The 14,714-nt window shown below is 33.9% G+C and carries 11 protein-coding genes and 1 pseudogene; 7 read left to right on the forward strand and 5 right to left on the reverse strand.

Annotated features, from left to right (window positions below; genetic code table 11):
* The first annotated feature begins 106 nt into the window (after nt 1-106).
* Nucleotides 107-520 (forward strand): VOC family protein, encoded by a 414-nt coding sequence (locus KA856_RS01590; RefSeq protein WP_107383820.1) that lies wholly within the window; start codon nt 107-109, stop codon nt 518-520.
* A gap of 521 nt (nt 521-1,041) precedes the next feature.
* Here the strand turns inward: KA856_RS01590 and KA856_RS01595 are convergent.
* Nucleotides 1,042-1,593: a helix-turn-helix domain-containing protein gene (locus KA856_RS01595; RefSeq protein WP_107385772.1), complete on the reverse strand. Its 552-nt coding sequence runs from the start codon at nt 1,591-1,593 to the stop codon at nt 1,042-1,044.
* 86 nt (nt 1,594-1,679) lie between these two features.
* Between KA856_RS01595 and KA856_RS01600 the strand changes: the two genes are divergently transcribed.
* From KA856_RS01600 to KA856_RS01625, 6 genes are all read left to right on the forward strand, one after another.
* Nucleotides 1,680-2,864, forward strand: coding sequence for a CynX/NimT family MFS transporter (locus KA856_RS01600; RefSeq protein ID WP_210138439.1), 1,185 nt, complete (start codon nt 1,680-1,682; stop codon nt 2,862-2,864).
* 157 nt (nt 2,865-3,021) lie between these two features.
* A complete protein-coding gene (gene cls / locus KA856_RS01605) occupies nt 3,022-4,506 on the forward strand; it encodes a cardiolipin synthase (RefSeq protein WP_210138440.1) in 1,485 nt (494 codons plus the stop codon).
* A gap of 238 nt (nt 4,507-4,744) precedes the next feature.
* On the forward strand, nt 4,745-6,130 hold the full coding sequence (gabR, locus tag KA856_RS01610) for a MocR-like transcriptional regulator GabR (protein WP_107504459.1): 1,386 nt from the start codon (nt 4,745-4,747) through the stop codon (nt 6,128-6,130).
* Nucleotides 6,131-6,237: 107 nt separating this feature from the next.
* Nucleotides 6,238-7,560, forward strand: coding sequence for a 4-aminobutyrate--2-oxoglutarate transaminase (gene gabT, locus KA856_RS01615; RefSeq protein ID WP_107383825.1), 1,323 nt, complete (start codon nt 6,238-6,240; stop codon nt 7,558-7,560).
* A gap of 74 nt (nt 7,561-7,634) precedes the next feature.
* Entirely contained in the window at nt 7,635-9,014 is a 1,380-nt protein-coding gene (locus KA856_RS01620) for an NAD-dependent succinate-semialdehyde dehydrogenase (protein ID WP_210138441.1), read from the forward strand.
* A gap of 142 nt (nt 9,015-9,156) precedes the next feature.
* Nucleotides 9,157-10,542, forward strand: a complete 1,386-nt coding sequence (locus tag KA856_RS01625) for an APC family permease (RefSeq protein ID WP_107385776.1) — start codon at nt 9,157-9,159, stop codon at nt 10,540-10,542.
* A 173-nt stretch (nt 10,543-10,715) separates the two neighbouring features.
* On the opposite strand, the pseudogene KA856_RS01630 reads toward KA856_RS01625, so the two are convergent.
* The 4 genes and pseudogenes from KA856_RS01630 to KA856_RS01645 form a co-directional block, all read right to left on the reverse strand.
* A pseudogene (locus tag KA856_RS01630) lies at nt 10,716-11,722 on the reverse strand (PTS sugar transporter subunit IIC).
* A gap of 385 nt (nt 11,723-12,107) precedes the next feature.
* Nucleotides 12,108-12,998, reverse strand: a complete 891-nt coding sequence (locus KA856_RS01635) for a fructose bisphosphate aldolase (RefSeq protein ID WP_210138442.1) — start codon at nt 12,996-12,998, stop codon at nt 12,108-12,110.
* Between the two features lie 136 nt (nt 12,999-13,134).
* On the reverse strand, nt 13,135-13,851 hold the full coding sequence (locus tag KA856_RS01640) for a class I SAM-dependent methyltransferase (RefSeq protein WP_210138443.1): 717 nt from the start codon (nt 13,849-13,851) through the stop codon (nt 13,135-13,137).
* 157 nt (nt 13,852-14,008) lie between these two features.
* Nucleotides 14,009-14,464, reverse strand: a complete 456-nt coding sequence (locus KA856_RS01645) for a DUF805 domain-containing protein (RefSeq protein WP_210138444.1) — start codon at nt 14,462-14,464, stop codon at nt 14,009-14,011.
* Nucleotides 14,465-14,714 lie beyond the last annotated feature (250 nt).

Here is a 14,714-nt window from a genome sequence, read left to right on the forward strand (position 1 = left end):
AATTAAGTATGGAATTCAAAGGTATTGTTAAAACTTCAGTTGTCTAAATTTATGTTTAAAGGGTATGTTTGATATTAGAAAATAATATTTAAAAAGAAGGGATATTATGTTGAAATCGACAGTGCCGTATTTGTTTTTTAACGGTCAATGTAAAGACGCTTTGGCATTTTATAGTAAGGCGCTGAACGGGGAAATTAAAGCTACAATGACGTATGGTGAAGCGAATGAAAGTGTTGCAGATGATCCTAATCGTGTCATTCATGCGCAGTTAGACGTTGATGGAAACTTATTCATGTTGTCAGATATACCCAAAGACGATGACACAATGTTACAAGATAGAAATGTTTATATTGTTTTGGAATTTGATAGTGAAACAGCAATCGAAGAAGTGTATGAACAATTGAAAGACGAAGGCGATGTTCAAATGGAGTTAGACACTATGTTTTGGGGAGCGAAATATGCCAAGTTGGTTGATAAATACGATATCGGTTGGGATTTAAGTTACACATTTCCACAATAACTAAAGTTGCAATTCGAATATAAATATTCACGAACATGCATCTTAATCTGATTAAATGTAAAGAGATGTTTATTAAAGTATAACTTCATATAATAAAAAAATGCATTTTCATTTTTGAAGAGAGCCCCTCAAGTTGCATAGCTATTTAATGCTATCAACTGAGGGGCTTTACTTTAGAATAGATTTGCATATTTTATTTGAAATGGTACGTAAGCTGATTCATTGAAGCGACGAAACATTTAAAAGCAGCTGAGTTTTTTACACTGCTTTCAAAATTAAATCATCATTTTATATATGTACGAATGATTGTAGTCATAGGTAATTGGGCACTTAACGCTGTGATTTCAGGAAGTTCTTGGTGCATGACAAATGGAATAAGATAATTATTGATGTTGAACGTTATAAACATAACAAGCGCAAATATGATACTGCCGTTACATGCTTTTTTGATATATTTTTATTTTCCACTGTGTATGTAGCATTGATAGTATCTAATGTTGGATGAGATTTTAATTTGATTGCTATTGTGCTTGATAGTGAATAGTGGCGGTGAGTATAACAACTTCATCAGTTGGATTATAGTAACGATGTGCTACATCACTATTAAAACGGAAAGCTTGGTTACTGGTAATTGTATAAGAAGTTTGACCAACTTCAATTTTTAAAGTACCTGAGTTAACGATGATAAACTCTTCAGATTGTATATGATGTGGATCAGAAACCATTTTACCACCTGGTTGAATTTCCATTTTAAACATTTCGAAATGCTTTCTTTCATTGTAAGGAAAGTATGGAAAGATCTTAACTTTATCTTCAACAATAGGAATAATATCAGATTCATCTACAAAATCTACAGGCTCGTGCATTGTTGATGTCAGTTGTGACAGGGGTAAATGAAGCCCATTAGCAATTTTCCATAATGTTGTAATTGTTGGATTAGATGTGCCTTTTTCAATTTGGCTTAACATGTTTTTGCTAACGCCAGTCAGATTGGCCATTTTATCTAAACTAAGTTGGTGTTTACTACGATAAGTTGCTAAATTTTTGGCAATAATATTTTGAATATGATACATGTGAATCGCTCCTATTTACATTATAACGTACATATTGTACCATATATAATGTTGTTTAGAAAAATTTATGATGTAAGGTGAGCAAAATGGAAAATTATAGAAAAGTAAAACCATTTAATTGGCTATTATTTATAGGTATTTTGTTAGTGGGTGCAAATTTAAGGGCGCCAATTACTTCAATCGGAGTTGCGCTACCTGATATAAAAAATGATTTGGCGATGTCTAACAGTGCTGTTAGTGTAATTACAGTCGTCCCATTAATCGCATTCGCAATCATTTCACTATTTGCAGCAAAAACAAGTTATCGGTTTGGATTAGAACGAACGATTTTTGTAGCTTTATGGCTAATACTGATTGGCGTAATCGTACGTTCTATCACAGGTGTTTCATGGTTATATATAGGTACCATCCTTATAGGCGTTGGTATTGGTTTTGGTAATGTACTTGCACCTGCAGTAATCAAAGCGAAGTTCCCATTACATATAGGTGTGATGACAGGTTATTATACTGTCGTTATGAACGTATTTGGAGGATTATCTTCATATGGAACGGCACCATTTGTCAAAGCGTTTAATTATAATATTGCCATTAGTGCGATTGGTGTCATTACATTGATTACAATTATTATATGGGCATTTCAATTGAAAAATAAAGAAGAAACAACGGCATCATTACTTCAAGAGAGTGTCAATGTTTGGAAGTCGCCATTATCATGGCAAATAACAATACTTATGGGCGGACAGTCACTTATTTTTTATTCTCTGATTAATTGGCTACCAGCATATTTATCTCAAAGTGGCATGACTATCAGTGAAGCGGGGATGTATTTATCAATTATGCAAATCGCTATTATACCGTTAACATTTATTACCCCTATATTTGCTACTAAAATGAAATCACAATTTTTATTAACTTTTATGACTGGTTTATGTTTTGTGGTGGGTGTTTCAATAATGTTATTTTCACCGCAACTTGCTTTAATTGCTACGATTTTAGTTGGTGTTGCAAGTGGTTTAGCGTTTGGACTTGTGAATACATTCTTTAGTTTGAGAACGGAACATAGTCAAACGTCGGCGAAGTTATCTGGCATGGCCCAATCTGTAGGATACCTTTTTGCAGCAATAGGACCTTTACTGTTTGGTATACTACATGATGTCACAGGTCAATGGATAGGTTCATTAAGTATTTTATTAATCACTGCACTATTAATCACATTATTCGGCTCACAAGCAGGTCGTAATCGCACAATAGAAAAAACAATAGAACAATAGACAGTATAATGCAAATATTGTACGATATTTTACAACATGTTTTGTTTTTCAATGAGCTTTTAAAATAATTGGATTTGATAAGTTGAACTATATCTTCGTCAATTAAATGAGGAATATAGTTTCATTAAAATCTAATAAAAAACGATGAGGTGTCATTATGCAACTTATTTTTGATCCAAGTGTAAGCCCGATTTATAGAGGTATACTTGCATTTTTCTTTGTTATTAATATAGCGCTTGCGTTTATTATTGTATTTTTAGACAGGAATCGTAGAGATGCAACAGCGACTTGGGCTTGGTTATTTTTACTATTTGTAGTACCTATTTTAGGATTTGTTATTTATATATTCTTTGGACGAGCAGTGCGAAAAAAACGTGAACAAGGTTTTCATCATAATCAGATAGATGACATGAAGGAACGAATGAAGACGCAGTTATCAGATGCTACCAACGAAATTAATCATTCAGATTACCGATTAGTTAAAAAACATGCAGATATTGTTAATACATTGCTAACGAAAGAACCAACATTTTTAAGTTACGATAATAATGTTGATATTTATACTGATGGGCATGCGTTATTTGACCAAATGAAAGAAGATTTACGCAATGCAAAATCGTATATTCATTTAGAGTATTATGTGTTGAAATTAGATAAGTTGGGTTCTGAAATTGTCGATATTTTGCAACAAAAAGCTGAAGAAGGATTAGAAGTTAAAATACTTTATGATGCAGTAGGGTCTAAAACGGTACATAAATCAAAATTCAAAAAATTCCAAGAAGCTGGTGGACAAGTTGAGGCTTTCTTCCAAGCTAAAATTCCATTAGTAAATTTTAGATTAAACAATAGAAATCACCGTAAAATTTTAGTGATTGATGGTATGACTGGTTATGTGGGCGGATTTAATATTGGTGATGAATATTTAGGTTTAGATGAAAACTTTGGCTATTGGCGAGATACACATTTAAGGGTTAAAGGTGATGGTGTTGACGCGTTACAGCTCAGTTTTATCCACGATTGGAATTCTCAATCACACCGTGAACAATTGGAGTTTAATGATAAGTATTTCCCAGATAATGCAAAGCAAGGTGGAGATGTGCCGATGCAAATTGCGCTTAGTGCCCCAAGTGATAATTGGCATCAGATAGAATTTGGCTATATGAAAATGATCATGAACGCCAAAGAATCTATTTATATGCACAGCCCGTATTTTATACCAGATAAAGGTTATATCAATGCATTGCGTATAGCCGCAAAAGCTGGAGTAGACGTGCGGTTAATTATTCCTAATAAACCAGATCATATTTTTGTTTACTGGGCCACAATTACAAGTGTTGCGCAGTTGATTAGAGATGGTGTCAAAGTTTATACGTATGAAAATGGATTTATCCATTCGAAAATGATGATTATTGATGATGAAGTCGCAAGTGTAGGTTCATCAAACATGGACATACGTAGTTTTGAATTGAATTTCGAAATTAATGCATTTATGTATGATGAAAACATTGTCAAAGAGCTTAAAGCTGCTTTTATAGAAGATATGAAAGTATCTAAGGAATTGACAGAGGAACGCTATGAACAGCGATCAAATTGGATTAAATTCAAACAAGCGATTGCTAAATTAGCGTCACCAATTCTATAAAAATATAGAGAACATTGAAGTGACAGTGCATACGATTGCATGTATTTATCAATGTAGCAATCGATTGTGCCACTGAAGTTTCAATAACATATTGTTGTTTTTAAATCATAAGATTAGTCTGACGAGGGCGGAATATGAAATCAAATTTACGCTTTGATTTCAATACCGTTCTCGTTTTCATTATAATGAGTGATATGAAATAACAGGAGAATGGATGAAGTGAAATGGGGGAGATTGGATGCAACGAGAAAGCGGTCAATTTATTTATCGTCAATTATATAGACAATTAAAAGAGGATATTCTCGCATTCAAATATGAGAGTCATGAAAAGTTGCCTTCCAAAAGGGATATGGCTCAACATTTAAATATTAGTGTGAATAGTGTAAAAGCAGCATATGAACAGTTATTAGCTGAAGGCTATATTTATACTGAAGAGCGAAAGGGCTATTTTATTGAGCCTTTAGAAAAATTGATTATCGATCCAAATGCGCAAATATCTCTGGATGTGCAAGAACATCATATTGAAGCTACATACGATTATTCATTTTCACATATGAGTACCGATATTTCAGCATTTCCTGTAGAAATATGGACCAAACTCGTTAAACGTGTATTTCAAAATTATGATTATGAATTGTCTTCGATACCTCAAATTAAAGGTCCAATAGAGTTAAGACAATCGATTGCTAAATTAGTGTCTTATCAAAGAGGCATCCAATGTCATCCGGAACAAATTGTCATTGGTTCTGGAACTAATACACTGTTAACCAAATTAATTCAATTATTACCAGATGAAATCACAATAGCAGTGGAAAACCCTGGATACTCAAGGTTTAGAACATTAATCAATCAAACATCTGCGCAGTTAAAACCGATTGCTTTAGACCGTAAGGGGATATCTATTGAAGATATTAAACAAGCTCAACCTGATGCCACGATAGTGACACCTTCACACCAATTTCCAATGGGTATAATCATGCCTGTATCGCGTCGAATTGACCTTCTGAATTGGGCAAGTCAAACGCAAAGTTATATCATAGAAGATGATTATGATAGTGAATTCAAATATGAAACAGATAATATACCTTCACTGTTTAGTTTTGATAAAAATGAACGCGTGATTTACCTAGGTACTTTTTCAAAAACTTTGATGCCAGGATTACGCATGAGTTATATGATTTTGCCTATAAATTTAGTGAAGAAATTTGATTGCCTTAATTTAAATATGATTCCTGATTTTTCAACGATTCATGCACTTACACTAAATTTAATGATCAAAGAAGGTTATTATGAAAAATATGTGAAAAAGATGCATCAGATATATGGAAAAAAACGAGAAGCACTCATCACACACTTATCAAATAGCTTTAAAAATGACATTCGAATTAAAGATACACAAGCTGGTTTGCATTTTATTATAGAAGTAAACACACCATTTTCTTACCAAGAAATTGAATCGCGTGCTAAAGAAAAGAAACTTGAGCTTTATACGTTAAATCGATTTTCCGTGAAAGCGCTTGAAAAAAATAATGCATATAAAACGCTTATCATAGGTTTTTCAAAAATCAAGCAAGACCAGATTCCCCAGGCAGTTCAGAGATTAAAGGAAGTCGTTTGGGAATGATCTGGTTCCATTAAATTATCATAACTGGTACTTTACACTATACCAATAATCCCTTAAATTTTAGAAAACCATGCGTCTTACGTGGGGACAAAGAGGAGGGGTTATTGATGACAAATCAATTCGAAAGCTATAAAAAACAACGTGATAAATATGTAGCACGTGGTGTTGGAAACGGCAATCTGCATGTGGCAGATTATGCACAAGGTGCTACGGTCACAGATGTAGACGGTGAACGTTTCATTGATTTCGCGGGAGCTATTGGTACATTAAATGTTGGACACACACATCCTAAGATAACCAAACATTTAAAAGAACAATTGGACAAGTTTATACATCCTGGTTTCAATGTCATCATGTATAAAAGTTATCTCAACTTAGCACAAAAATTAACTGAAATTACGCCTGGTGATTTTGATAAAAAAGTGATTTTACTTAATTCAGGTGCAGAAGCTGTAGAAAATGCTGTAAAAATTGCTAGAAAACACACTGGAAGGCAATCAGTTGTATCTTTTGTAAGAGGCTTTCATGGCCGTACAAATTTAACAATGTCTATGACAAGTAAAGTGAGACCTTATAAACTTGGGTTTGGTCCTTTTGCACCAGAAGTTTACCAAGCACCATATCCTAATATTTCAGAAAAATCCGAATCTTTATCCGAAACAGCTTATATTGATCAAATGATTAATAAGTTACATGATTTCTTTGTTGAAACAGTAGATCCTAGTGAAGTAGCTTGTATCGTGATGGAACCTGTTCAAGGAGAAGGTGGGTTTATTATTCCGGACAAAAAATTCGTGAAAGCAGTTAAAAAAATATGTGAAGATCACGACATTATTTTTGTGGCGGATGAAATTCAAACAGGTTTTGCTCGAACAGGAAAAACATTTGCGATTGAACATTTTGATATAGAACCTGATTTAATAACTGTGTCTAAATCATTAGCTGCAGGATTTCCTTTAAGTGGTGTGGTTGGCAAAACGGAAATCATAGATAGTGCATCTCCAGGGGAACTAGGTGGCACATATGCTGGTAATCCTTTAGCGTGTGAAGCTGCTTTAAAAGTCATTGAAATCATTGAAGAGGAAGATTTAAACAATAAAGCAGAAAAAATTGGAAAGCAACTTGAAGATTTCTTATATCACAACGCAGAACAACATTCATTTATCACGAATATTCGTAGACTTGGCGCTATGGTAGCCTGCGAAATCATCGATGATCAAACTGGCGAACCCAATAAAGCATTAACTGGAAAAATTATTCAAACGGCAAATGAAAATGGTTTGTTATTATTATCTGCTGGTATTAAAGGTAATGTTTTACGTTTCTTAACACCACTCGTTATTTCAGACGATGAATTACAACAAGGATTAGAAATATTATCTGAGACTTTTAAAAATGTGGACATAACAGAAGCACATACAAACGCTTAAAATTTTATTTTTAAATAGAGGGTATAGATAAGTCATACCTCATAACAAAAATAAAAGTAAGGGAGAGAATAAAAATGGGTCAATTAGAAGTTTATAACCCTTCTACAAATGAAGTTATAGAACGTTTGAATTACACGAACCATGATGAAATTAATTCGAAAATTGAACGTGCACATAAAGCATTTGAAGAATGGAAATTAGTGGATGCACACGAACGTTCAGCAAAATTGTATCAATGGGCGAATCTCATTGATGAACATCAGGATGAACTTGCGAAACTGATTACACTTGAGGGTGGAAAACCACTAGCAGAAGCCAAAGGGGAAGTCATCTATGCTAATGCTTATGTTAAGTGGTATGCCGAAGAAGCTAAGCGAGTATATGGACGTACGATACCAGCAAACACGCCATTTAAAAAAATAATGATTGATAAATTTCCAGTAGGTGTCGTAGGTGCAATTACACCCTGGAATTTCCCGGCAGCGATGATAACGCGTAAAATGGCGCCTGCATTGGCAGCTGGATGTACGATTATTTGTAAACCTGCTGTCAAAACACCATTAACAACCATTAAACTTGTTGCGCTAGCACATGAAGCAGGCATACCTGAAGGTGCGATATCTTATATTATTGCGTCTGGTAAAGATGCAGGTGATATCTTCACCTCTCATAAACTGATTAATAAAGTGACATTTACTGGATCGACTGCTGTAGGAAAATCACTGATTGAACAATCTGCGCAAAGTGTAAAAAATGTAACGATGGAGCTAGGTGGTTTAGCACCTTTAATTGTGCATAAAGATGCTGATGTTGAAGCGGCCGTAGATGGCACCATTGCCTCTAAATTTAGAAATGCTGGTCAAACATGTATCTGTGCAAATCGTATCTTCGTACATCAAGATATTGCTGATCAATATACAACGCGCTTGATTGAGAAAGTTAACGAACTAGCTGTCGGTGACGGTTTTCAAGAGGACGTTAAAATTGGACCGCTAATTGATAAGGCTGCAGTTGAAAAAGTAATGACACATATCACAGATGCACAAGCTAAAAGTGGGAAATTATCACGGACAGTCGATGATATACAAGCATTAAAAGGAAATTTCCTAAAACCAGTTGTTATCTCTAATGTGAATTTAGATATGAAAGTAATGCATGAAGAAACTTTCGGTCCTGTTGCACCAGTTATGGTTTATGAAGATTTAGATGAAGCAATAAAAATGGCAAACGATACAGAATTTGGTTTAGCTTCTTATTTCTTTACAAATGATTATCGTACAGGACTAAAACTTTATAATGAATTAGAATATGGTGTTGTTGGATGGAGTGATGGTGGTCCTTCAGCTGCCCATGCGCCATTTGGTGGCTTGAAAGAAAGTGGCTATGGTAGAGAAGGTGGCATTGAAGGTATAGAGCCATATTTAGAAACGAAATATTTATCCATAGGTATTTAAAGTGCAAGCGAAGAAGTACTAGTCGTAAATAAAGCAAAACTTTGAATCTAAACGAACAAGAAAGTGATGATTAGATTGAAACCAATATTGGAAATTTAAACTCATTCACTTTTAATTCAATGAATGTTATGGGGTATGTAAAATGAAATCTCAATTTAATAAGACGATGAATATTGCTGATGTCTTATTTTTGGCAATTGGCGCAATGCTTGGATGGGGCTGGGTCGTATTGTCAGGAGAATGGGTATCAACAGCAGGTTTTATAGGAAGTATTGTGGCATTTTTACTCGGTGGATTTTTAGTCATTGTTATCGGACTTACATATGCAGAATTAGCTGCTGCAATTCCAGAAACTGGTGGAGGCTTTGTATTTGTTAAAAAAGCCTTCACTCCAGGAATTGCCTTTATATCAGGTTGGTCCGTATTATTTGGCTATGTCTCTGTAATTACATTTGAAGCGGTTGCATTGCCTACCGTGATCGACTACGTCATTCCATTTCAACATCAAGGATTGATGTGGAATATCGCAGGTTGGGATGTATATTTCACATGGGTTATCATTGGCTCGATTGGAAGTGTCATTTTAACTTCACTTAATTATTTTGGTGTCAAACCTGCAGCAATTATGCAAACTGTTTTTACAATTTTTATTGTAGGTGTTGGTTTATTGCTTGTATTTGGAGCGGGCTTTAATGGTAATTTCAACAATTTACAACCATTTGAAAATGGTGTTAGTGGAACAATGTCTGTATTAATGATGATTCCATTTCTATTTGTTGGTTTTGATGTCATTCCGCAAATCGCAGAAGAAGTTAAAGCACCTGCGAAAAAAATCGGCGGTATTTTAATATTATCTATTATCGCCTCTGTAATTTTTTATTTGCTCATTGTATTTGGTGTGGCAACAGGCTTATCACCTAAAGCTTTAAGCAACAGTAATTTGGCAACAGCAGATGCAATGGCCAACTTATTTGGCCATAGTGGATTTGGTGTCTTACTTGTATTAGGCGGTGTAGCTGGCATAATTACAAGTTGGAATGCTTTTATCATTGGCGGTAGTAGAATTTTGTATGCTATGGCAAAAAATCACATGATTCCTAAATGGTTTGCATTTATTCATCCTAAGTATAAAACACCTACACACGGTATTTTATTTCTTGGTGTATTAGCGTTCGTTGCACCACTTTTAGGTAGAGCAGCACTTGTATGGATTGTTAATGCTGGCGGTATTGGCGTGGTATTAGGCTATTTACTCGTAGCGATTTCATTTATGAAATTACGCAAAGTGCAACCTGATTTAGCTAGACCTTATCGTATAAAAAATGGCAAACTCGTTGGTAGTATAGCTATTATTTTAAGTGTTTTGTTTATAGTCATCTATTTGCCAGGCATGCCATCATCGTTGGCATGGCCTTCTGAATGGCTTATCGTATTGGCTTGGTATGTTATAGCAGCGATTTTATATATAACACAAACAAGAAAATCTACTACGAATGTGCCTGTAAATGCACATGTGGATAAAGAGTAGAATGAAATAAAGCAATGATCACAACGTTATTGTTGAAAATAGTTATGTTGATTTTGGCAAAGATTACGCATGAAAATGATGAGTGAAATTTAAGCATAATTAAATTAATCAAAATAAAGGAAAGCTTGAGACATTTATGCGTCTCAGGCTTTGTCTTATTTTAAATATCATTTCTACTTTGCAATGTGAATTAGTTGGTCGCCAGGACTTATCCATTGTTTTTTTAAACAAAGTTTATAAAGAAGGAAACTAATGATGGCTGGCAATAAAATATGGAAAGTAATGATTAAGTACCAAGTCTGTATAGAACCACCCATTGTATTGATCGTCATAATTTGACCGATGAGTCCACTCGTCCCCATACCAGCACCTGCAGCGTTATTCGTCATAGGAAAGAACGTTGTCATAATAGGTGCGACAATCGCACTGGTAACAGTAGGTGGTAGTAAAATCATTGGATGCTTAATGATATTAGGGACTTGCAGCATACTTGTACCAATACCTACTGAAAGCACACCACCCCAACCATTATCTTTATAACCAGTGACTGCAAAACCAATCATTTGTGAAGCGCATCCGATTGTTGCCGCCCCTGCAGCGAGACCATTTAAGTCTAACATCAACGCTAATGCTGCGCTAGATATCGGTGCAGTTAAAGCTAAACCAAAGATAACAGCAACTAAGATGCCCATGATGAAAGGTTGTTGCTCCGTAGATGCAATAATAATTTTACCTAAGCCTGTCATAAATTGATTTAATACTGGTCCGAAAGCTTTTGCGATAAACCCACCTATTAATATCGTTAGTAGTGGAGATAAAATAATATCGATTTTAGTTTTCCAGCATATAATCTACTCAGTTCAACAACGATAACTGTAGCAATATAAGCGCCTACTGGACCCCCATCAAAAGTCGTATAACCTAAGGTACCTACAATAACACAAGAAAATGTAACAAGTGGTTTTGCGCCTAAACCGTAAGCAATCGCCACACCGATGGCAGCACCCGTCATGGACATTGCTACTTTACCGATTTCTGATAGAAATGTCAGATTTAATTGTGGTAGTAATGTTTGTTCTCCAAGCGTTTCTAAAATTAAGCCGATAATCAAAGAGCCAAATAAACCTAAAGCCATATAACTTAGCGCTTCAATGATCCATCTATGTAAATAATTTTTCATATTTCCTCCCCTTAAAATCATTGGTAATTAGCAAATTAATATAATTATATAGTTTGTTGTTATTTATGGCTAGACTATTTATCGATTTCTCATAAAGTTACATTGATTTTACTTACTAAGAAAGTATTGATGAAATAAGGTATAGATTCGGGGTGCAAACATTTTTTAATAAAGTACTCACTATTTTGATAAATGACATATGTGTACGTTAGATTGCGTACAGAGGACAATAAATATAGGTTGAATTTGTAAATCGTTGATAGAACTGCATTTAAACATTACTATATAAAAACACACACTAACTTTTAAAGGTCAGTGTGTGTTTTAAATGTTTTTTATGTTTGCTACTTTTCCTGGGAAATATAAAGATATTACTGATTAATCATTAAGCTTTGTTTACTGATGCATCATAGATAGAGTCGATTGTATCTGCTAAAATTTTATCAAATTCTTCATCTGATTGATTGACATTTAAGTCATTGATTAATGCACGAGAGAAACTAGCAATTAAGTCTTTGTTTTGTTTTAAAACTTCGTTAGCATGCTCTCTGCTATAACCACCAGATAAAGCAACGACACGAACCACATTAGGGTGTGTGATTAATTCTTGATATTGGTTTGCTTTAGTTGGGATTGTTAATTTTAGCATTACGAGTTCATCGTCATTTAATTTATTTAACTCTGCTAAGATTGCACTTGCTAAATATGATTCAATCTCTGTTTTGTTATCAGCATTGATATTCACTTCTGGTTCGATAATTGGTACCAAACCGGCAGAGATGATTTGTTTTCCGATTTCGAATTGTTGTTGTACGACTTGATCAATACCAGTTTTATTAAATTCTAAAATATTTGAACGCATTTTTGTACCAAAAATTTTATGGTCATTTGCACGGCTTAATAATTTATCTAAGTCTGGAATTGGCTTCATTAACTGTACGCCGTTTTGTTCTTCAGCTAAACCTTTATCTACTTTTAAGAAAGGAACGACACCTTTATCAGCTAAATAGTCACCAGTATGTTTACCATCTACTTCACGATCCATTGTTTGTTCGAAAAGAATTGCACCGATGATTTTATCAGAACTGAATGAAGGTGATGAAACAATTCGTGTACGCATATCATGCACAAGTTTAAACATTTCATCTTCACTGTTATATTGGTCTTCAGTTACACCATAGTCACTTAATGCTTTAGGGGTACTTCCACCACTTTGGTCTAACGCAGCAATGAAACCTTTGCCATTTTTTACTTTATCAAATTGTTCTTTATTCATTCTTACCACTCCTTTTACTTTTATTCATATATAGTATGATAAAAAATAGATGCCAACGCAAGTTGTAGGCTCTAAGTGAAACGAATTATTCATATTTTAATAGGATAAGCGATGTTTTATTGTTCATTGGCACATATTATTTCGTTAGTGCTATTAAAAATATAGGTGTTGGATTATAAAATTCATCTTGTGTTTGATAAATACGTTGATAAATAGTCGTATCTACATGAATGGACTTCGTATTTATTTGCTTAAGGATATTTAAATCGTATTGAGGGCGGCTGTAGTGATTAATTGAAATACTTTGCTTTATATTTTCGCTCTCCGCTAACATCGTGTCTTCTAAAGCATGATGTGCGTGGTGATTTGGTAAATTACTATAATCGGTAAAAGCATCTTTTCCATAATCTCCATCGATATTAATGAGTGTAGCATTTGGTTTTAAAACCCGTAACCATTCTTGGTAGGCAGCTTTTGTATCTGGCAATAACCAAGTGACATTTCTAGAAATGACTAGGTCAAAACATGCGTCGTCAAAGTGTAAATGCTCAGCATCCATGACTTGAAAGTTGACATTCATATTAAAACGTAAAGCATTTTGCTTTGCAGATTGAATCATTTCAGGGGAAAGATCAATGCCAGTAACTTGTGCGCCTTGTTGCTGGCATAGTATTGCCAAAAAACCTGCACCTGTGCCAATGTCTAAGATTTTCATACCAGGTCTAATTGTTATAATCTGATTTATCTCAGCTAACCATCTTTCTGCGTGCACACTTTTTAGTTCTGCTTGTTTATCTTGACTGAAGGATGACGCACGCTTATTCCAATAATTAATTATTTTATTTTTGTTCATGATAAATACCTCATTTATTATAAATACACTATATATAGATTATAAGCTATTTTAGCTGAAAAGTATGGGCTTAATATTTTTTGTAAAAAGAAAAACGGGACAGGAATTGCTTGTAAAGCATGATTTCTGTCCCGTTCTTTATGTACGTCTATTCTAATTACTTACGTGGTAGACCGTATTGATTACCTGCTTTGTCACTGTCAGTAATCATGTAAAAGAATGCGACGATATTTAAAATGAAGAAAATAATAATGCCAATGCCTAAAAAACTTTCTAAGATATTGAAAAATATGCCTTCGCCGTATGTGGTATATGAACCAATAAAAAATAATACGAAAAAGATACTAAATATAATTGGAAAAGTCATTGTTCGGCCAATATCATGCATGCGTCTTGTAGCTACTGAAAAATCTGGAATAAAGATAATAATTGTAAATAAAGCGCTAATTGCATCACTCATCGACATAGGTATTTTGAAAATATGATCTAATAGTATAGCCAATAGGATAGAGATTAACACATTGACCAAAAATGGGAACCACAATTCTTTTCTTCTGGCACGCCCTTTAAAATTAAATGCATTTTGCCAATACAATTTATAATAATGCCACATGATATAAACTCCTTTGTCAAATATTGATAACAAACAATATTATTCTAACAAAATTAAAATCTATCTCAACTTAAAAACGTATTAAATTTGTGATATCAAAAAGAAAATAACAACTTTTTGAAAAAATATAAAACTAATATTAATACATTATTTATGAATAATAATACAAAAAGAAAATTTGTTCCATTTGTTAATTTCGTTAAATTTAAACTTAACACTGTTATTAGAACGAATTTCAAGACTGTGGATG

The organism is Staphylococcus sp. GDB9P120P, assembly GCF_017893435.1.
Lineage (GTDB): Bacteria > Bacillota > Bacilli > Staphylococcales > Staphylococcaceae > Staphylococcus > Staphylococcus cohnii.

Bases quoted from the DNA above. Each gene is read 5' to 3' on its own strand.
- KA856_RS01590 (WP_107383820.1), top strand. From the start codon at position 107: ATGTTGAAATCGACAGTGCCGTATTTGTTTTTTAACGGTCAATGTAAA.
- KA856_RS01595 (WP_107385772.1), bottom strand. From the start codon at position 1,593: ATGTATCATATTCAAAATATTATTGCCAAAAATTTAGCAACTTATCGT.
- KA856_RS01600 (WP_210138439.1), top strand. From the start codon at position 1,680: ATGGAAAATTATAGAAAAGTAAAACCATTTAATTGGCTATTATTTATA.
- cls (WP_210138440.1), top strand. From the start codon at position 3,022: ATGCAACTTATTTTTGATCCAAGTGTAAGCCCGATTTATAGAGGTATA.
- gabR (WP_107504459.1), top strand. From the start codon at position 4,745: ATGCAACGAGAAAGCGGTCAATTTATTTATCGTCAATTATATAGACAA.
- gabT (WP_107383825.1), top strand. From the start codon at position 6,238: ATGACAAATCAATTCGAAAGCTATAAAAAACAACGTGATAAATATGTA.
- KA856_RS01620 (WP_210138441.1), top strand. From the start codon at position 7,635: ATGGGTCAATTAGAAGTTTATAACCCTTCTACAAATGAAGTTATAGAA.
- KA856_RS01625 (WP_107385776.1), top strand. From the start codon at position 9,157: ATGAAATCTCAATTTAATAAGACGATGAATATTGCTGATGTCTTATTT.
- KA856_RS01635 (WP_210138442.1), bottom strand. From the start codon at position 12,998: ATGAATAAAGAACAATTTGATAAAGTAAAAAATGGCAAAGGTTTCATT.
- KA856_RS01640 (WP_210138443.1), bottom strand. From the start codon at position 13,851: ATGAACAAAAATAAAATAATTAATTATTGGAATAAGCGTGCGTCATCC.
- KA856_RS01645 (WP_210138444.1), bottom strand. From the start codon at position 14,464: ATGTGGCATTATTATAAATTGTATTGGCAAAATGCATTTAATTTTAAA.